This window comes from Saccharopolyspora gloriosae (genome assembly GCF_014203325.1).
GTDB lineage: Bacteria > Actinomycetota > Actinomycetes > Mycobacteriales > Pseudonocardiaceae > Saccharopolyspora_C > Saccharopolyspora_C gloriosae.
In genome coordinates this window covers 5,022,414-5,040,893 of sequence record NZ_JACHIV010000001.1, presented here as the reverse complement: position 1 = coordinate 5,040,893, position 18,480 = coordinate 5,022,414, and the positions used below count along the sequence as shown (strand labels likewise).

At 72.8% G+C, this 18,480-nt stretch carries 15 protein-coding genes and 1 riboswitch; of the genes, 8 read left to right on the top strand and 7 right to left on the bottom strand.

Annotated features, from left to right (window positions below; all coding sequences use genetic code 11):
* Positions 1-169: 169 nt before the first annotated feature.
* From BJ969_RS21880 to BJ969_RS21865, 4 genes are all read right to left on the bottom strand, one after another.
* Positions 170-1,405 carry an NAD(P)/FAD-dependent oxidoreductase gene (locus tag BJ969_RS21880; protein WP_184481586.1) on the bottom strand — a complete coding sequence of 412 codons (1,236 nt, stop codon included), beginning with the start codon at positions 1,403-1,405 and terminating at the stop codon, positions 170-172.
* Positions 1,402-1,596: a ferredoxin gene (locus BJ969_RS21875; RefSeq protein WP_184481584.1), complete on the bottom strand. Its 195-nt coding sequence runs from the start codon at positions 1,594-1,596 to the stop codon at positions 1,402-1,404. The genes BJ969_RS21880 and BJ969_RS21875 overlap by 4 nt, the downstream gene beginning before the upstream one ends.
* Positions 1,597-1,687: 91 nt before the next feature.
* Entirely contained in the window at positions 1,688-1,876 is a 189-nt protein-coding gene (locus BJ969_RS21870) for a DUF397 domain-containing protein (RefSeq protein ID WP_184481582.1), read from the bottom strand.
* Entirely contained in the window at positions 1,873-2,730 is an 858-nt protein-coding gene (locus tag BJ969_RS21865; RefSeq protein WP_184481580.1) for a Scr1 family TA system antitoxin-like transcriptional regulator, read from the bottom strand. Before BJ969_RS21865 ends, BJ969_RS21870 begins: the two co-directional genes overlap by 4 nt.
* Before the next feature lie 109 nt (positions 2,731-2,839).
* Here BJ969_RS21865 and BJ969_RS21860 point away from each other — a divergent pair, with 109 nt between their 5' ends.
* A complete protein-coding gene (locus BJ969_RS21860) occupies positions 2,840-3,064 on the top strand; it encodes a hypothetical protein (RefSeq protein WP_184481578.1) in 225 nt (74 codons plus the stop codon).
* Positions 3,065-3,072: 8 nt separating this feature from the next.
* On the opposite strand, the gene BJ969_RS21855 is transcribed toward BJ969_RS21860, so the two are convergent.
* Positions 3,073-4,284 carry a YbfB/YjiJ family MFS transporter gene (locus BJ969_RS21855; protein WP_184481576.1) on the bottom strand — a complete coding sequence of 404 codons (1,212 nt, stop codon included), beginning with the start codon at positions 4,282-4,284 and terminating at the stop codon, positions 3,073-3,075.
* 491 nt (positions 4,285-4,775) lie between these two features.
* On the opposite strand from BJ969_RS21855, the gene helR reads away from it, so the two are divergent.
* The 3 genes from helR (at position 4,776) to BJ969_RS21840 (ending at position 8,292) form a co-directional block, all read left to right on the top strand.
* Entirely contained in the window at positions 4,776-6,965 is a 2,190-nt protein-coding gene (helR, locus tag BJ969_RS21850) for an RNA polymerase recycling motor ATPase HelR (protein WP_184481574.1), read from the top strand.
* Positions 6,966-7,096: 131 nt separating this feature from the next.
* Entirely contained in the window at positions 7,097-7,858 is a 762-nt protein-coding gene (locus BJ969_RS21845) for a DddA-like double-stranded DNA deaminase toxin (RefSeq protein WP_221315905.1), read from the top strand.
* Entirely contained in the window at positions 7,855-8,292 is a 438-nt protein-coding gene (locus tag BJ969_RS21840; protein WP_184481570.1) for an Imm1 family immunity protein, read from the top strand. Before BJ969_RS21845 ends, BJ969_RS21840 begins: the two co-directional genes overlap by 4 nt.
* Before the next feature lie 134 nt (positions 8,293-8,426).
* Here BJ969_RS21840 and cobN read toward each other — a convergent pair whose 3' ends face one another.
* Positions 8,427-12,041 carry a cobaltochelatase subunit CobN gene (gene cobN, locus BJ969_RS21835; RefSeq protein WP_184481568.1) on the bottom strand — a complete coding sequence of 1,205 codons (3,615 nt, stop codon included), beginning with the start codon at positions 12,039-12,041 and terminating at the stop codon, positions 8,427-8,429.
* 122 nt (positions 12,042-12,163) lie between these two features.
* Positions 12,164-12,297: riboswitch (cobalamin riboswitch) on the bottom strand.
* Between the two features lie 597 nt (positions 12,298-12,894).
* Here cobN and cobG point away from each other — a divergent pair.
* The 3 genes from cobG to BJ969_RS21820 are packed head-to-tail and all read left to right on the top strand — an operon-like array spanning position 12,895 to position 16,546.
* Complete coding sequence (gene cobG / locus BJ969_RS30305; protein WP_184481566.1) at positions 12,895-14,325, top strand: precorrin-3B synthase; 1,431 nt, start codon at positions 12,895-12,897, stop codon at positions 14,323-14,325.
* Complete coding sequence (locus tag BJ969_RS21825) at positions 14,322-14,987, top strand: precorrin-8X methylmutase (RefSeq protein WP_184481564.1); 666 nt, start codon at positions 14,322-14,324, stop codon at positions 14,985-14,987. The genes cobG and BJ969_RS21825 overlap by 4 nt, the downstream gene beginning before the upstream one ends.
* On the top strand, positions 14,984-16,546 hold the full coding sequence (locus BJ969_RS21820; protein ID WP_425503572.1) for a precorrin-2 C(20)-methyltransferase: 1,563 nt from the start codon (positions 14,984-14,986) through the stop codon (positions 16,544-16,546). Before BJ969_RS21825 ends, BJ969_RS21820 begins: the two co-directional genes overlap by 4 nt.
* Here the strand turns inward: BJ969_RS21820 and BJ969_RS21815 are convergent.
* Complete coding sequence (locus tag BJ969_RS21815; RefSeq protein ID WP_184481562.1) at positions 16,534-17,283, bottom strand: cobalt-precorrin-6A reductase; 750 nt, start codon at positions 17,281-17,283, stop codon at positions 16,534-16,536. The two genes, BJ969_RS21820 and BJ969_RS21815, sit on opposite strands and share 13 nt — an antisense overlap.
* A gap of 34 nt (positions 17,284-17,317) precedes the next feature.
* Between BJ969_RS21815 and BJ969_RS21810 the strand changes: the two genes are divergently transcribed.
* Positions 17,318-18,415, top strand: a complete 1,098-nt coding sequence (locus tag BJ969_RS21810; protein ID WP_184481560.1) for a cobalt-precorrin-5B (C(1))-methyltransferase — start codon at positions 17,318-17,320, stop codon at positions 18,413-18,415.
* Positions 18,416-18,480 lie beyond the last annotated feature (65 nt).

The window sequence follows — 18,480 nt, the reverse complement described above, 5'->3', positions numbered from 1 at the left end:
TGTTACCGGCGCGCGATTGCCCGCCGGGTCCGGCCCTGCCGCGGTCGCGGGGTGGCGGGTGCGGCTGGTCGCGGGTGGGGGGAGGGCCTGCCGGTCACGTCTTCCCTCCCCAGCGCCAGCGCGGGTGCGGCCCGCGGGCGCCGCCCGGAGCGGACGACGCCCGGGGCGTTCAGCTCGCCAGTTCGTCGAGGACGCCGAGCGCCTGCTCCCACGGTTGCGGTGTCGCCACCGCGCCGCGCAGCGCGCGGGCCTGCTTCGGCGGTACGCCGATCGAGAGGGCGCCGAACGCCGAGTCCCCGCGCCGGTAGAGCGCGGCGGCCTTCGGGGCGCCCGGATCGGTCTTGTCCAGCACTCGCAGCTGGACCTGGTCCGCGTCGGCGAGGTCGCCGTAGGCCTGGACCTTGAACCCGTACTGGTCGGACCAGAAGTACGGCACCGGTGCGAACTCCCGGCGGGTGCCGAAGCGCTCCGGGTCCAGTTCGGCGAGCAGGTTCCGCGCCGCCGCCATGCCCTGCTCGGTGGCGTTCATCCGGTGCTCGATCCGCACCGGGCGCCTGAGCACGGGGTGGTGCCAGCGGGCCACGTCGCCGGCGGCGTAGATCCCCGGTGCCGCGGCGCAGTACGAGTCGCAGCCGATCCCGTCGGCGAGGTCGAGCGGCCCGTCCCGCAGCCACTGCACGGCCGGGGTGCAGCCGATCGCGATCAGCACCGCGTCGCCGGTGAGCTCCGAGCCGTCCGCGAGCCGCACGCCGCGGGCCCGTCCGCCGTCGTCGAGCAGCCCGTCCACGAGCTCGCCGAGCCGCAGCCGGACGCCGTGGGCGCGGTGCGCCTCGGCCAGCAGGTCACCGGCCTCGATGCCCACCGCCCGTTCCATCGGGGCCGCCTCGGGAGCGACCACCACGACTTCGTGACCGAGTTCGCGGGCCACGGCGGCGACCTCCACGCCCAGCACGCCCGCTCCGACGATCACCAGCCGCCGTCCCGGGTTCGCGAGCCGGGCGCGCAGCGCCAGCGCGTCGTCGAGGCCGCGCAGCACGTGCGCGCCGTGCGCTGCACCGGGCAGCGCGCGCGCCGCGACCCCGGTCGCGATGATCACGCCGTCGCAGTCCAGCGCCTCCTCGCCGAGCAGCACGCGGCGGTTCGGGACGTCGAGTCCGGTCGCGGTGGTGCCCAGCCGCAGATCCAGGTCGAGCCCGGTGAGGGCGTCCGCCGCCCGCAGCCCGGTCCGCTCCGGTTCCCACTTGCCCGCGAGCACCTGCTTGGACAGCGGTGGCCGGTCGTAGGGCTCGTGCGGCTCGTCGCCGATGAGGCTGATCCGGCCGTCCCAGCCCTCGCGGCGCAACGCCTCGGCCGCGGTGAGCCCCGCGGCGGAGGCGCCGACGATCGCGATGCGGCCGGTGGTCATTCGCTGATCTCGATGGCCGCGGTCGGGCACAGCTGCTCCGCCGACCGGCTCGCCTCGTGCAGTTCGGCGGGAGGAGCGGCGTCGAGCAGCACCACCACGCCGTCCTCAGCGCGCTGGTCGAACACGTCCGGTGCCTCCAGCACGCACTGCCCCGCGCCGCAGCACCTGTCCTCGTCGATCGTGATCTTCATGGCTCATCTCTACCCGCCGGACGCGCCCGAGTCACGAGGTGGGACTCGGCTCGCTCCGCCGGCGCCGGGACGTCCGAGGTCACGGGCGTGGTCACCGGTCGTAGCGGCCGGAGGCGATCTCCCGCACGAACGTCGCCCACTGCGCTTCACCGATGGTCAGGTACCCGGCGGTGCGGTTCTTCGTGTCGCGGACGGTGGCGCGATCTCCAAGCCTGCCCACCTCCACGCAGTTGCCGTTGGGGTGGGTGTAGGTCGACGTGCGCCAGTTCGTCGGGGTCATGCTGATCTCTCCAGTTCGCTCGCTGATTCCGTGATCAGATCGATCGTGTCGGCCGGGCTCAGCGCGAGTTCGCGAATTCTGCTCACGGCCTGCCGATATGCCTGGACGTCGTCGTCGTCCGGGACGAAAGCACCGGAACTGTAGTGCTCGAAGTGCACGACCGCGGGCGAATCGGGGAAGTCGTAGAGCACGAACGGGCCTGCCAGTCCCGGATGCCAGCCGACGCGGGGCGGCACGACCTGGATCGTGACGTTGTCGCGTTCCGCGAGTTCCAGCAGGAAGTGCAGCTGGTCCAGCATCACCGGCGGAGTTCCGATCCGATCGGAAAGGCTGTGCTCACCGATCAACGCGGTGAATCGAACCGGATCATCCCGCAGAATGATCTCGCGCCGCCCGGCTCGGACGGTGGCTCGCCGTTCGGTCTCATCGGAGGTGAGCCCGCCCGCTGCCGAGACCGCGCGGGAGTAGCCCGCGGTCTGCAGCAGGCCGGGCACGGCCATCGGCGCCCACTCGACGATCGCCGAAGCGGACCGCTCGCATTCCACGGCGCCCGCGAGCTGCTGCGGAATTCCGGGCATTCCCACGGTGAGCCAATTCGGTTCGCTCGCGTGCCGGGCGAGGTCGAGCAGTCGTTGCCGTTCCTTTCCGGTCACGCCCGCCACCGCGAGGAACGAGGCGACGTCCTCCGGTGTCGGAATGCGGCGGCCGGTTTCCCAGTGCGACACGGTTCCGTGGCTCAGGCCGAGCCTTTTGCTCAATTCCCGGCCGCTGATTCCGGAGTTCTCCCTGGTGGATCGAATGGCGGCGGCGAGCGCGCGCGCTCGGGGCGTGACTCGGATGGTGTCTGCGGGCACGGAGCAGATCGTAGCCAGTCCGCTGCGCGCGCTTCGTGACCCGAACGAGCTATTAATCGGCGTCTATTAGACGTCGATCACCTGGGAGGCAGGCAACAGGGAGGTACGCATGGCACGGGTGTTCATGGCTTCGGAACGGGAGTCGTTGTGGCACGCGGTGGAGCTGCGCACCGGTGGTCCGCAGCCGGTGGCCCGGTGCGGGCACGTGATCCGCGGCCGGGTCCACCGCCGCCTCGGCAGGCCGGAGAAGCCGCGCGTGGTGTGCGGCGCGTGCTCCTCGGGGCAGGGACGCCAGCCCGAGGCCGCCACGGAGCTCGTCCGCTTCCCGCGCTGACCGACCGATCACCGGGCCGCGGGCTGGGCGAGGGCGACCAGCGCCGCGCACGCCAGGATGCCGACGGACATGAGCAGGCCGGTGCCGATGCCGCCGCCGTCGGAGAGCACCCCCGCCAGCACCGGACCCGCGCACTGGCCGGCGGCGAACACGGTGGTGAGCGCGCCGATCGCGGCGGCCCACCGGTGCGGCGGCAGCGCGTGGCGCGCGGTGGTGGTCACGGCGGTGACCACGGACAGGAACGAGCAGCCGAACAGCAGCGCGGAGGCGAACTCGGCCACGACGCCGGTGGAGATCAGCGGCAGCGCCGCGCCCACCGCCAGGACCACCAGCAGCACCGCCAGCGCCCGGCCGCCGTGCAACCGCCCCAGCATCGGCCCCCACGCGAAACCGCCCGCGATCGCGGAAGCGCCCAGCACCGACCAGAACACCGAGACCTCCGCGGTGCCCGCCCCGCCCGCTTCCAGGTAGGCGCCGATGAAGGTCATGTACGCGATGTACCCGACGCCGAACAGGCCGTAGGCGATCAAGGTGGCGATGATCGGCTTCGGCGAGAACCGCGCCCCGTCCGGCGACGGCGGCGGCGCCGCGGTCCGCCTGGCCGCCGGGATCACCAGCAGCACCGACAGGGCCGCCAGCGCGCCGAGCACCACCCAGCCCCAGCGCCACGCGTCGTCCGGCGGACCCGCCCGCAGCACCGGTGGCAGCGCCAGGCCGGACAGCAGCACGCCGAGCCCGCCGCCGCTGAAGTAGATGCCGAGCAGCACCGCGGACCGCCCGCCGGGCCTGCCCTGGCTGAAACCGGTGGCGAGCACGCCGCCGAGCACGAAGGCCACCGCGCCCGCGACACCGGTCGCCAGCCGCAGCACGAACAGCACCACGACGTCGCCGGTGAGCGCGGCGGCGAACAGCAGCAGCGCGGTGGCGATCAGGCCGGAGACGAACAGCCGGCGCGGGTTCCAGCGGCGCGCGGCCGGGGCCGCGACGAGCGCGCCCAGCAGGTAGCCGAGCGCGTTCGCGGTGTTCATCAGCCCGGCCGTCGCGAACGACCAGTGCAGCGCACCGCTCATCGACGGCAGCAGCAGCCCGTAGGCGAACCGCCCGAGCCCCTGCGCGGACGACGATCCGAGCGCCAGCCCGAACGCCACCAGCACGTCGATCGCGAACGGCCTCGGGGCGGCGGTGATCGTGGGCGGGGAAAGTTCGCGCTCCTGCGACATGGACGACTCCGTTCCGCTTGTCGCACCCAGCTGACCAGGCAGGGGGCCGCCGGGCCAGGCGACGTGCGGACCGCCACGTTCCGGATCGGACATGGCGGGAGGAGTCGGGTGCGGCTGCGCGGCTCCGGGCACCGGGCCGCGTTCGCGGTGGGCTGTGACGAGGAACTCCGTGCCATGCCGGGGAAGCGGGCCTCGGGCGAAGGGCCGGGCGGGTGTTCTCCGCGGCGCGGGAATGGGGGAGACTCTTCTCCTTCCCGGCTTCAACGTATAGCGCACCGGGGTACTTGCGGCAAGCCCCCCGTGCTGCCGCAGAATCGCTCATCGAAGCCGAGCGCTGGGGAAATGGGACGCGCGTGCGACGTCCCGCGGTGCTGCCGGGGACTCGGGGGAACGTCGCCGGAAGGCCGAGGAAGATCGTCGAACCGGGGCGCCGCGCCCGGCGGACCGAAATGGACGGCCCACCGGAACCGGCCAGTCGCGATGAGGAGAACGTGTCAACTCAGGGGTACGAAGAAGAACTGCGGTCCGAGCGTGGCTACGTGGCCGATCTCTACGCGCGGCTCGACGCGGAACGGGCGCGGGTGAAGGGCGAGTTCGACGCGGCGTTGCTGGGCAACGGCGGGACGGCCGTGGAGCGCGACGTCGAGGTGCGCACGCGGGCCAAGGAGATGAAGCGGCTGGACGTGGCCGACAACGGGCTGTGCTTCGGCCGGCTGGACTCGCTGGACGATGAGCGCTCCTACATCGGCCGGATCGGCATCTTCGACGAGGACGACGAGTACGAGCCGCTGCTGCTGGACTGGCGGGCACCCGCGGCGCGCCCGTTCTACGTCGCGACCGGGGCCACGCCGGAGAACATGCGCAGGCGGCGCCAGTTCCACGCGCGCGGGCGACGGATCGTCGAGTTCACCGACGAGGTGCTCGGCCGCCCGTCCGGCGAGGAGCGCGGCGACGCGGCGCTGCTCGCGGCGGTCAACGCGCCGCGCGGAGCGGGGATGCGCGACATCGTCGCGACGATCCAGGGCGAGCAGGACGAGATCATCCGCCTCGACCACTCCGGCGTGCTCGTGATCGAGGGCGGCCCGGGCACCGGGAAGACGGTGGTGGCGTTGCACCGCGTCGCCTACCTGCTCTACACCCAGCGGGAGCGGATGGAACGCCACGGCGTGCTCGTGGTCGGCCCCAACCCGGAGTTCCTGACCTACATCGGCCGCGTGCTGCCGTCACTGGGCGAGTCCGACGTGGTGTTCATGACGGCGGGCGACCTCCTGCCCGGCCTGCGCGTGACGGCCGAGGACGTGCCGGAAGTGGTGCGGCGCAAGGGATCGCTGGCGATGCTGGACGTGCTCGCCGCGGCGGTCGCCGCGCGCCAGCGGGTGCCGGAGGAGCCGCTGCCGGTGCAGCTGGGCGGGACCGCGCAGCGGATCACCGCCGACGTCGCCGAGTGGGCGCGGGAGGAGGCCCGGTCGTCCGGGCTCCCGCACAACGAGGCCCGCGCGGTCTTCGCCGAGATCATCACCTACGTGCTCACCGAGCGGGCGCTGTCCCGGATCGCGCGCGGCTGGCCGGGTGGCGACGACCGGGTGACGCGGGAGCGGTTGAAGGCGGAGCTGCTGGCGGAACTGGCCGGTGACGAGGCGTTCACCGCCGCGCTCGACGAGCTGTGGCCGGTGCTGACGCCGGAGGACGTCCTCGCCGGGCTGTACTCCAGCCCGGAGCGCCTGCGCGCGGCGGGCGCCGACCCGTCGCTGCTGCGCGCCGACGGCGCCGCGTGGACGGTGTCGGACGTGCCGCTGCTCGACGAGCTCGTCGACCTGCTCGGCAGGGACAAGGCCGCCGAGGAGCGCGCCGCGCGCGCCGCCGAGCGGGAACGCGCCGCCGAAGCCGAGTACGCGTCGGACGTGATGGACCAGCTCACCGGCCGCCAGGACTCGATGGACGACGAGGACCACCTCTACGCCACCGACCTGCTGGGCGCCGCGGACCTCGCGAACCGCTTCGTCGAGCACGACACCCGCGACCTCGCCGAACGCGCCGCCGCGGACCGGGAGTGGACGTACCGCCACGTCGTCGTCGACGAAGCGCAGGAACTGTCCGAAATGGACTGGCGGGTGCTGATGCGGCGCTGCCCGAGCCGGTCCTTCACGGTCGTCGGCGACCTGGCGCAACGCCGCTCGGAGGCCGGGGCGACGTCGTGGGGCGCGATGCTGGAGCCGTACGTGCCCGGCCGCTGGGCCTACCGGTCGCTCACGGTGAACTACCGCACCCCGGCGGAGATCATGAACGTCGCCGCGGCGCTGCTCGCCGAGTTCGCCCCCGACGGCAAGCCGCCGGAGTCGGTCCGCTCGTGCGGCGTCGAGCCGTGGTCCAGGAAGGTCACCGCGGACGAACTTCCCGCCGTCGTCGAGGAATTCGTGCGGGACGAGGCGGGTCGCGACGGCACCAGCGTCGTGATCGGGCCGCCGGAGGTGCCGGGCGCGGTCCCGGCGGCGGACACGAAGGGCCTGGAGTACGACGCGGTCCTCGTCGTGGACCCGGAGCGCATCCTCGCCGACGGCCCGCGCGGCGCGGCGGAGCTCTACGTCGCCCTCACCCGAGCCACCCAACGCCTCGGCGTCCTGCACACGGGCTCGCTGCCCCCGGCGCTGTCGGGCCTCGCGGAACGGGACGGCTCGGCGTAGGGCCGGGACACTGGGAGTGAACGGACCGTTCGTCCAACGGGATTGGACGAACGGTCCGTTCACTCACTTTGTGTCGGTGCTCGCCTGCATGATCGGCCTGGACGGCGACGGGACCGGGGGCGCGGATGTCCGTGGAAGAAGTCGACCGCAGGCTCACGGCAGTGCTCGGCAGGCTCGACGAGGCGACCGAGCAGATCACGGCCGCGGGCATGGCGTCGGCGGAGAGCCGCGACGCGCTCACGCACGCGCTTGCTGGTGCGTCCGCGCCGGATGCGCTCGACGCGGTCAGGTCGCAGGAGATGACAGTCGATCAGCTGGCCGAGGTGCGTGCCACCGTGCGGGCGGTCCGGAAGCGGGTCACCGCCTACCTGTCGCGGCTCGGTGCGAGTCCCGGCCCGGCCGCCGCTCGCACGCCGGAGCCCACGGCCGTGCCGAAGCGGTCGCCGAACGCCGTCGGCGTCGACGGCTCCGAGTACCCGCCGGAAGCAGCGTGGGCGGTGCCGGAGCTTCCGCCGCGAGTGCGGGAAAAGGGAGATCACACGGTCGGCAAGATCAAAATCGGTGATCGGCCGATAGCTGGTGAGTTCCGGTCAGATCAGTGGGACATCTGGACACAGGAGGCACGTGAGCGGATCACCCGGCTCGGCATCGCGGCGCCCGAATATCTGCCTTACCACGTCGAGATGCGTGCGACTGCGATGATGATTCGAGCCGGAGTGAAGTCTGCCGAGGTCGTGATCAATCATGTTCCGTGTGGCTATCAGACTAAGCCGACGGGTTGCCACCAGGTGTTGGAGCGGTTCCTTCCGGAAGGCTCGCAGGTGACGGTGTCCGGCACCGACCGCAAGGGGCGCCCCTACCGGCGCACGTATCACGGGAAGGCGAACCGATGACGCTCACGATCGAGCTCGAAGACGAAACCTCGCTTGACACGACAGATGTGCGTGCTGCGCTGGTCGCGCAGCAGGGCGACGATCGGGTGATCGTCTATCTCACGCATGACAGCGGTGCGGAACTCGTCGTCGGATTCAGTGGTGACCGGGGCGTGTGCCTGTGGCAAGCCGATGGTGGGACGGTGAGCACCGGCGGAACGAACGGCGATGTGAATGTGTACGGGTGGGCGGGGATCCCGTTTCCTCCCGGTGCGGAGATCGACGCGACGAGCGTGCTCGACGCGGCCGAGGAGTTCGCCGCGACCGGAAAGCGCCCGACGTGCCTGTCCTGGACGAGCTATCACGGCGCGATGCCGGTCGTGGACACCGGAATCAACCCGGAAACATTGGAAGCGATGTTCGGCGTGTCCGGCGAACCCGACACGGATCGGTAACCGAACAGATCGCCGCGATGCCGTCACGGGAGAGCGTTCTCGATCGGCCGCCGGCGTTGATTCCTGCGAACCCGAAGTGAACGGACCGTTCGTCTCATGGGATTGGACGAACGGTCCGTTCACTCGAAAACTGCTCAGCCCTTCGCCGGGCCGTCCTCCAGGTCGCCTTCGGCCTGGAGGTAGACCTCGTGCAGGGCGGCGAGGGTGTCCGGGTTCGGGGACTCCCACATGTTCCGGTTCGCCGCCTCCAGGAGCCGCTCGGTGATGCCGTGCAGCGCCCACGGGTTGGACTCGGTGAGGAACTTCTGGTTCTCCTCGTCGAGCACGTAGGTCTCGGCGAGCTTCTCGTACATCCAGTCGCCCACCACGCCCGTCGTGGCGTCGTAGCCGAACAGGTAGTCCACCGTGGCCGCCAGCTCGAACGCGCCCTTGTAGCCGTGGCGGCGCATCGCCTCCAGCCAGCGCGGGTTGACCACGCGGGCGCGGAACACTCGCGAGGTCTCCTCGGTCAGCGACCGCGTCCGGATGGCGTCCGGGCGGCTGCTGTCGCCGATGTAGGCCGCCGGCGCCTTGCCGGTCAGCGCGCGGACCGTGGCGATCATGCCGCCGTGGTACTGGAAGTAGTCGTCGGAATCGGCGATGTCGTGCTCGCGGGTGTCGACGTTCTTCGCCGCCACCGAGATGCGCTTGTAGGCGGACTCCATGTCGCCGCGCGCCTCCGTGCCCTCCAGGCCGCGGCCGTAGGCGAAACCGCCCCACACCGCGTACACCTCGGCCAGGTCGGTGTCGTCGCGCCAGTTCTTGCTGTCCATCAGCGGCAGCAGACCGGCACCGTAGGCACCGGGCTTCGAACCGAAGATGCGCGTCGTGGCGCGGCGCTCGTCGCCGTGCTCGGCCAGATCCGCCTGGGCGTGGGCGCGCACGAAGTTCTGCTCGTCCGGCTCGTCGAGCGCGGCGACCTTGCGGACCGCGTCGTCGAGCAGCGTCACCACGTGCGGGAACGCGTCGCGGAAGAAACCGCTGATGCGCACCGTCACGTCCACGCGCGGACGCCCCAGCTCGTCGAGCGGGATCACTTCGAGGCCGTTGACGCGCCGCGACGCCTCGTCCCACGTGGGCCGCACGCCCATCAGCGCAAGGACTTCCGCGATGTCGTCACCGGAGGTGCGCATCGCCGAGGTGCCCCACACCGACAGGCCCACCGAACGCGGGTACTCGCCGGTGTCGGCGAGGTAGCGCTCGATCAGCGAATCCGCGATGGCGTGCCCCGTCTCCCAGGCGAGCCTGCTCGGCACCGCCTTCGGGTCCACCGAGTAGAAGTTGCGGCCCGTCGGCAGCACGTTGATCAGGCCGCGCAGCGGGGAACCGCTCGGCCCGGCGGGGACGTAGCCGCCTTCGAGGGCGTGCAGCGTCGCACCCATCTCGTCGGTCGTGGCGTCCAGGCGCGGCACCACCTCCGCGACCGCGAACTCCAGCACCCGCACCACGTCGTCCGGGGCGTCGCCCAGCACCGAACGGCACACCTCGACGACGGCGCCGAGCTCCCAGCCGTGCTCCTCCATGCCGGAGACGAGGGCGTGCGCGGAGGTCTCCACGTCGTCCACGGTGCCGCGCGCGACGCTGCCGTCCTCCAACATGCCCAGCGCCTCGCGCAGGCCGGGCAGCGCGCCGCTCTGGCCGCCCCACACCTGCCGGGCGCGCAGCATCGCCAGCACCAGGTTCACCCGCGCCTCGCCCTTCGGGGCGGCGCCCAGCACGTGCAGGCCGTCGCGGATCTGCGCGTCCTTGATCTCGCAGAGCCAGCCGTCGACGTGCAGCAGCATGTCGTCGAACTCGGCCTCGTGCGGGCGCTCGTCCAGCCCGAGGTCGTGGTCCAGCTTCGCGGCCTGCATCAACGTCCAGATCTGGCTGCGGATCGCGGGCAGCTTCGCCGGGTCCATCGCCGAGATCTGCGCGTGCTCGTCGAGCAGCTGCTCCAGCTTCGCGATGTCGCCGTAGCTCTCCGCCCGCGCCATCGGCGGCACCAGGTGGTCCACCAGCGTCGCGTGCACCCGGCGCTTCGCCTGGGTGCCCTCGCCGGGGTCGTTGACCAGGAACGGGTAGATCAGCGGCAGGTCCGCCAGCGCCGCGTCCGGCGCGCAGGACGCCGACATGCCCGCCGTCTTGCCGGGCAGCCACTCCAGGTTGCCGTGCTTGCCCAGGTGCACCATGGCGTGCGCGCCGAACTCGTCGGTCAGCCAGCGGTAGGCGGCCAGGTAGTGGTGACTCGGCGGCAGGTCCGGGTCGTGGTAGATCGCGATCGGGTTCTCCCCGAAGCCGCGCGGCGGCTGCACCATGATCACCACGTTGCCGGCGCGCAGCGCGGCCAGCACGATCTCGCCGTCCGGGTCGTGCGAGCGGTCCACGAACTGCTCGCCGGGCGGCGGGCCCCAGTGACCCTCGATGCTCTCGCGCAGGTCGTCGGGCAGCGTCGCGAACCAGTCGGCGTAGCGCTTCGCGGGGATGCGCACCGGGTTGCCGGACAGCTGCTCCTCGGTGAGCCAATCCGGGTCCTGGCCACCGGCGGCGATCAGCGCGTGCACCAGCGCGTCGCCGTCCTGCGCGGCCACGCCGGGCAGCGCGTCCGGACCGTCCTCCGGGCCGATGTCGTAACCGGCTTCGCGCAGCCGCTGCAGCAGGCCCACCGCGCTCGCCGGGGTGTCCAGGCCGACCGCGTTGCCGATGCGGGAGTGCTTCGTCGGGTACGCCGAGAGCATCAGCACCAGGCGCTTGTCCTTCGGCTCCACGTACCGCAGCCGGGCGTGCTTCACGGCGATGCCCGCGACGCGCGCCGCGCGCTCCGGGTCCGCCACGTACACCGGCAGGCCCTCCGAGTCGTTCTCCTTGAACGAGAACGGCACCGTGATCAGCCGACCGTCGAACTCGGGCACCGCGACCTGCGTGGCCATGTCCAGCGGGGACAGGCCCTCGTCGTTGTCCTGCCACGCTTCGCGGCTGGAGGTCAGCGTCAAGCCCTGCAGGATCGGCACGTCCAGGTCGGCGAGCGCGCCCACGTCCCACGCTTCGTCGTCCCCACCGGCCGAGGCCGTCGCGGGCTTCGTACCGCCCGCCGCGAGCACCGTCACGATCAGCGCGTCGGCCTGGCGCAACGTGTCCAGCAGGCCCGGTTCCGGGGCGCGCAGCGACGCGCAGAACACCGGCATCGCCCGGCCGCCCGCGTCCTCGATGGCGTCGGAGAGGGCGTGCGCGAACGCGGTGTTGCCCGCCATGTGGTGCGCCCGGTAGTAGAGCACCGCCACCTTCGGGCCCTCGGTGTTGCGCGGCTCGCGCTCCAGCAGGCCCCACTTCGGCGTCTCCACCGGCGGCTCGAAGCCGTGGCCGGTGAGCAGGACCGTGTCGGACAGGAAGTTGAACAGCTGCGTCAGGTTCTCCGGGCCGCCCTGCGCGAGGTAGGCGTGGGCCTGCGCGCACACGCCGCCGGGAACGGTGGAGCACTCCATCAGCTCCGCGTCCGGGGCCTGCTCACCGCCGAGCACCACCACCGGGCGCGGGCCTGCGAGCAGCGCGTCGAGGCCCTCCTCCCAGGCGCGGCGGCCGCCGAGCAGCCGCACGATCACCAGGTCGGCGCCCTCCAGCAGCGGCGGCAGGTCGTCCACGCCGAGCCGGGCCGGGTTGCCGAGGCGGAAGTCCGCACCGCTGGCGCGTGCGCTGAGCAGATCGGTGTCCGATGTGGACAGCAGCAGGATCATGCGGCACGCTCCCGGCTGAGCAGGGACGCGGGCATGCGGACAGGACGCATGGTCAACCTTCCTCGGGGTCCTCGCCCCGGAGTCGTCGGCACCCGGTGTCGGACCGGGCGGTGGCGGCGCGGAGTGTCCTGGCTCCCGGATCGGCGCTCGCTCCGGCCTTCCCGTCCGCGCACGTGCGCGGGCAGTGACCTTCGTTGTGCGGAGTCCGCTCCCCGGTGACAGTGGCGGGACCGCGCCGGACTCGCACCGGCTTCCTCCACTCGTCGCCGTCGACCACTCTCCGCAACGGGGCGATCGTTCGTCAAGTGGCCTGCTGCGCTGGTGCGCGAGAGATCACGCACGTGGCACCGCGCCGTTCGGCGGAACGCTCGCGCGACGGTCACCCACCGGACACGAGCGCTCGCCGAGGAATCCCCTCACCGCGAACTCGGTCGACACCGGCGCACCCCCGCACGCCGCCCCCACTCGTCACGTTGTGGACGATTCCCGCAATTTCGCGAGAAATCGAACGACCCGATCGAGGTGAACGTTCCTGATCCCGGCCGTGGAACCACTTCTGATCAGGGGAAACGAGTTGTCCACATGGGGTGTCCGACACGCCGGGGGCGGTCGATCTCTCGCGAAATTGCGAGGGCTTGAACAAGGTCCGGCCGGGGTTCGCGGGGCGGTCGTGCGGGGGAGGCCGCCGGGTCGGGGGTGGCTGTGGTGAGGCACATCGCGTTTTGCGTCCGCAACGAGGCCTGGCCGTAGTATCGACGACCGCCGGTGCGCGCCCAGGGCCGCGCACCACCGGAGACCCGCGCCGTGCGCTGGGAGTTCCGACCGACCACGAGCGATGAGAGCGGGGAGAACCGTGCCGCCACGAGCCGAACCGGACGCGTGCCCCGGCGCGCTGCGGGTGCACGAGGCCGCCGACGGCGGCCTGGCCCGGGTCCGGGTGCCGGGCGGGCGGCTCGACGCGCGGCAGGTGCGGGCGCTGGCCGCCGCGGCGGAGCTCGGCGACGGCGGCTGGGAGCTGACCTCGCGGGCGAACCTCCAGGTCCGCGGGCTCGCGCCGCACGCCGTGGCGGAGTTCGCGGCGACGCTGGCCGACGCGGGCCTGCTGCCCTCGCCGACGCACGAGCGGGTGCGCAACATCATCGCCTCGCCCTACACCGGTTGCGACGACGCGGGGTCGCTGGACGTGCACGCGGTGGCGACCGAGCTCGACCGGCGGTTGTGCGCGGCGCCCGCGCTCGCGGAGCTGCCGGGGCGGTTCCTGTTCACCGTGGACGACGGGCGGGGCGACGTCGCCGGGCTCGCCGCCGACATCGGGCTCGCCCCGGCGGACGGTTCGGTCGCGGTGCTGCTGTCCGGTGCGGACGAAGGAATCCGGGTCGCGACCGCGGACGCGGCGCGCGCCGCGGTGCTCGCGGCGGAGGCGTTCCTCGCGGAACGGCGGCGGCAGGAGTCGGCGAGCTGGCGGCTCGCCGAACTCACCGACGGTCCCCGGCTGATCGCCGCGCGCGTCATCGCCGAACCGGGCCCGGCGGAGGACGGTGCGCCGATCGCCGACACCGGCGCGGAGTCCGCTGACAGCACCGGATCTGCTCCCGGCACGGACGGTTCCGCTGAGCGTGCCGGGACCGTTCCTGCCGCAGCCGGCGGATCGGCTGAACGCACCGAGCGGCCCATCAGCGCGAGCGGTGCCGCTGAACGCGCCGGTTCCGCCCCCGGCGTGGGGGAACCGGCCGGCGGCGTCGGGTCTTCTCCCGCAACGACGTGCCACTCCGGTCCGGGTCGTCCCGTCGAGCCCGTCGCCACCCACGCCGATCTCGGCGTCCTGCACCGCCGCGACGGCCGGGTGAGCCTCGCGCTGGGCGCCCCGCTGGGCAGGCTGAACGCCGAGCAGGTCGCGGCGCTGGCCGCCCTGGACCGCCCGCTGCGGCTCACGCCGTGGCGCACCCTGCTGCTGCCCGGAATCCCCGAGCACGACGCGACGACCCTGCTGTCCGAAATGGACGGAGCCGGTTTCGTGGTGGACACCGCCGCGCCGCTGGCCGGGGTCACCGCGTGCACCGGGAGCCCCGGCTGCGCCAAATCCCTCGCCGACGTGCGCTCCGACGCGGCGCGCGCCGCCCGGCCCGGCGCGTTGCCGGTGCACTGGGCGGGCTGCTCGCGCCGCTGCGGCCGACCGGCGGGACGAGGAGTGGAAGTGCTGGCCACCGAGGCCGGCTACGAGGTCGGCGGCGAACCCGCCGGCGAGTTATCCGCCGCGCTCGAAGCGGCACGGAGGGCAGTGTGAGTACCGGACGCAATCCAGCCGGGGCCGAGGGCACCGGTGGCTACGAGTACATCCGGGAGGGCGCGGAGATCTACCGCCGCTCCTTCGCGACGATCCGCGCCGAAGCGGAACTCGACGGCATGCCACCGGAAGTCGCCGGAGTCGCCGTCCGCATGATCCACGCCTGCGGCATGGTCGACCTGGTGCGCGACATCGCCTGGTCGCCGAACGCGGTCCTGGCCGCCCGCGAAGCGCTGCGCGCCGGGGCGCCGGTGTTCTGCGACGCCGCGATGGTCGCCGCGGGCGTCACCCGGCGTCGCCTCCCGGCGGACAACGACATCCTCTGCACCCTCGGCGACCCGCAGGTGCCGCAGCTGGCGCAGGAGCTCGGCACGACGCGCAGCGCGGCGGCGATGGAGCTGTGGCGGGACCGGCTCGACGGCGCGGTGGTGGCCGTCGGCAACGCGCCCACCTCGCTGTTCCGGCTGCTGGAGATGGTCGACGCCGGAGCGGGCAAGCCCGCCGCCGTGCTCGGCCTGCCCGTCGGTTTCATCGGCGCAGCCGAGTCCAAGCAGGCACTGGCCGACCACCCGGAGCTGGAGCACCTCGTGGTGCACGGCCGCCGAGGTGGCAGCGCGATGGCGGTGGCCGCCATCAACGCGATCGCGAGCGAACAGGAGTGAGCAGCACCGTGGAGCAGGCAGGCAGGTTGTTCGGCGTCGGGCTCGGACCGGGAGATCCGGAGCTGGTGACGGTGAAGGCGGCGCGGCTGATCGGTGAGGCCGACGTGATCGCCTACCACAGCGCCCGGCACGGCCGCAGCATCGCGCGGTCCGTCGCCGAGCCGTACCTGCGGGCCGGTCAGGTCGAGGAACCGCTGGTCTACCCGGTGACGACGGAGACCACGAACCACCCCGGCGGCTACCAGGGCGCGATCGACGAGTTCTACGCCGAGGCCGCCGAACGCCTCGCCGCGCACCTCGCCGCCGGGCGCACCGTGGCGCTGCTGTGCGAGGGCGACCCGTTCTTCTACGGCTCCTACATGCACATGCACAAGCGCCTGGTGGGCCGGTTCGACGTGGCCGCGATCCCCGGCGTGACCTCCGTCAGCGGCGCCGCCGCGATGCTGGGGCGCCCGCTGGCGGAGCGCGACGAGGTGCTGACGGTGCTGCCGGGGACGCTGGAGCCGGACAAGCTCGCCGAGCACCTGGCCTCGACGGACGCGGCCGCGGTGATGAAGCTGGGCCGCACCTTCGACGGTGTGAAGGAGGCGTTCGAGAAGGCGGGACGGCTCGACGAGGCGTACTTCGTGGAGCGCGCCACCACGGAGCGCCAGCGGTTGCTGCCGCTGGCCGAGGTGGATCCGGCGTCGGTGCCGTACTTCTCGCTGGCGCTGCTGCCGAGCCCGGTGAACTCGGGCAGCCCGCTGAACCTGACGGACGCGACCGGCGTCCCGGTTTCCCCTGCCACGACTGAGCAATCCGCGCCCGCCGCGGCGCGCGAGCCCGGCATCGGCGAGGTCGTGGTCGTCGGCCTCGGCCCCGCGGGTCCGCAGTGGACGACCCCGGAGGCCCACACCGCCGTCGCCGCCGCCGACGACCTCGTCGGCTACGGCCCCTACCTGGACCGGCTCGCGACCAATCCGCGCCAGCGCAAGCACGCCTCGGACAACCGGGTCGAGGCCGAGCGCGCCGAGTTCGCGCTGGACCTGGCCCGGCGCGGTTCGCGGGTCGTGGTGGTGTCCTCCGGCGATCCGGGCGTGTTCGCGATGGCCAGCGCCGTGCTGGAGGTCGCGACCGAGGAGCGGTTCACCGACGTCCCGGTGCGGGTGCTGCCCGGCCTGACCGCCGCGCAGGCCGTGGCGAGCCGCGTCGGCGCTCCGCTGGGCCACGACTACTGCGTGCTGTCGTTGTCGGACCGGCTCAAGCCGTGGGAGATCATCGTCGAGCGCTTGGAGGCGGCGGCGAAGGCGGACCTGGCGATGGCGATCTACAACCCGGCGTCGCGCAGCCGGACCTGGCAGGTCGGCGCCGCCCGCGACGCGCTGCTCAAGCACCGCGCGCCGGAGACCCCGGTGATCATCGGGCGGGACGTGGGCGGGCCGCAGGAATCCGTGCGGACGGTGGAACTCGGCGACCTCGATCCGTCCGATGTGGACATGCGTTGCCTGCTGGTGATCGGCTCGTCGACGACCAAGGCGGTCGGTGGCGCGGTGTTCACCCCGCGCCGCTACCCGGCGTGACGCAGGCGTTCCAGCGCTTCCTCGACGGTGGTGGCGGGCACCCGCGGTTCGGGTGGCCGCTGCACCACGACCACCGCGACGCCGAGCTCCCGCGCCGCGTCGAGCTTCGCGCGGGTCATCGGGCCGCCGCTGTTCTTCGTGACCAGCACGTCGATGCGGTGCTCGCGCAGCAGCGCCACCTCGTCGTCGAAGGTGAACGGTCCGCGCGCCAGCAGCGTCGTGAGGTGCGGCGGCAGCGGCGGGTCCGGCGGGTCGACGGCGCGCAGCAGGAACCGCAGGTCCAGGTGCGCGAACCGGCCCACGCCCTGGCGGCCGGTGCTGAGGAAGATCCGCTCGCCGAGCCCCGGCAGCGCGGCGGCGGCCTCGTCCAGCGAGCCCACCAGGTGCCAGCCCGGTTCCGCTTCCCACGCGGGACGGCGCAGCACCAGCAGCGGCGTGCCCGCCAGCGCGCAGGCGCGTGCGGCGTTGGCGGTGATCACCCGCGCGAACGGGTGCGTCGCGTCGACCACCGCGTCGATGCGGTGCTCGCGCAGCCACGCGGCGAGCCCGTCGGCGCCGCCGAACCCGCCGACGCGGACCTCCCCGGCGGGCAGCTTCGGATCGCGCACCCGGCCCGCCAGCGAGGAGATCACGTGCACGCCCGCGTCGTCGCCGAGCCGCGCGGCGAGGTCGCGGGCCTCGCCGGTACCGCCGAGAACCAGGATGCGCCGCACCCCGGTCGCGTCGCTGCTGTGCATGCGTGCACCCTTTCACGGTGAAGGAGGCGGCATCATGACTGGTCAGGAAGGCCCCGCGCTGCGCTACGGGTGGACCACGGGCGCGTGCGCGACGGCGTCCACCGCCGCCGCGTACACGGCGCTGCTGACCGGGACCTTCCCGGACCCGGTGGAGATCGTGCTGCCCAAGGGGCACCGGCCCGCGTTCGCCCTCGCCCGCGAACGCCTCGACGCCGGCTCGGCGATGGCGGCGATCGTGAAGGACGCCGGGGACGACCCGGACGTGACCCACGGCGCCCTGGTGTCGGCGACGGTGCGCCGCGCCGAGCCCGGAGCGGGCGTCGTGTTCCGCGCCGGAACCGGTGTCGGCACCGTGACGAAACCGGGCCTGCCGCTGCCCGTGGGCGAACCCGCCATCAACCCGGTGCCCCGCAAGCTGATCCGCGAGGTCGTGCAGCGGGTCGCCGCCGAGCACGGCGGCACCGGTGACGTGGTCGTGGAGATCTCCGTCGAGAACGGCGAGGAACTCGCCCGCCACACCTGGAACCCGCGGCTGGGCATCCTCGGCGGCCTGTCGATCCTGGGCACGACCGGGGTGGTGGTGCCGTACTCGTGCTCGGCGTGGATCGACAGCATCCGGCGCGGCGTGGACGTCGCGCGCGCCGAGGGCTTGACCCACGTCGCCGGATGCACCGGCAGCACCTCGGAGAAGCTGGTGGAGCGCACCTACGAGCTCGCGCCGGAAGCGCTGCTGGACATGGGTGATTTCGCCGGCGCGGTGCTGAAGTACCTGCGCCGCAACCCCGTGCCGCGGCTGACGATCGCGGGCGGCATCGGCAAGCTCGCCAAGCTCGCCGACGGGCACCTGGACCTGCACTCGAAGCGCTCCCAGGTGAACTTCGCCCTGCTGGCGAACATCGTCGGCGACGCGGGCGGCTCCGCGGAGTTCACCCACCGCGTCCGCAACGCCAACACCGCGTTGGAAGCGCTGACCCTGTGCCAGGAGGCGGGCATTCCGCTCGGCGACCTCATCGCCACCCGAGCCCGCGACTTCTCCCTCACCACGTTGCAGGGAGCCCCCATCGACGTGGAGATCCTGGTCATCAACCGAGCAGGAGACCTAGTCGGCCACGCCCCGTTCGAACAGCGCTGAACGTGCTCGACCAGCTCCGGCCGGATTCAGCACCGAGTGCGAGCAACGATCGTGGGGGCGCCGAC

Bases quoted from the DNA above. Each gene is read 5' to 3' on its own strand.
- BJ969_RS21880 (WP_184481586.1), bottom strand. From the start codon at position 1,405: ATGACCACCGGCCGCATCGCGATCGTCGGCGCCTCCGCCGCGGGGCTC.
- BJ969_RS21875 (WP_184481584.1), bottom strand. From the start codon at position 1,596: ATGAAGATCACGATCGACGAGGACAGGTGCTGCGGCGCGGGGCAGTGC.
- BJ969_RS21870 (WP_184481582.1), bottom strand. From the start codon at position 1,876: ATGACCCCGACGAACTGGCGCACGTCGACCTACACCCACCCCAACGGC.
- BJ969_RS21860 (WP_184481578.1), top strand. From the start codon at position 2,840: ATGGCACGGGTGTTCATGGCTTCGGAACGGGAGTCGTTGTGGCACGCG.
- BJ969_RS21855 (WP_184481576.1), bottom strand. From the start codon at position 4,284: ATGTCGCAGGAGCGCGAACTTTCCCCGCCCACGATCACCGCCGCCCCG.
- BJ969_RS21840 (WP_184481570.1), top strand. From the start codon at position 7,855: ATGACGCTCACGATCGAGCTCGAAGACGAAACCTCGCTTGACACGACA.
- cobN (WP_184481568.1), bottom strand. From the start codon at position 12,041: ATGATCCTGCTGCTGTCCACATCGGACACCGATCTGCTCAGCGCACGC.
- BJ969_RS21815 (WP_184481562.1), bottom strand. From the start codon at position 17,283: ATGCACAGCAGCGACGCGACCGGGGTGCGGCGCATCCTGGTTCTCGGC.
- BJ969_RS21810 (WP_184481560.1), top strand. From the start codon at position 17,318: ATGACTGGTCAGGAAGGCCCCGCGCTGCGCTACGGGTGGACCACGGGC.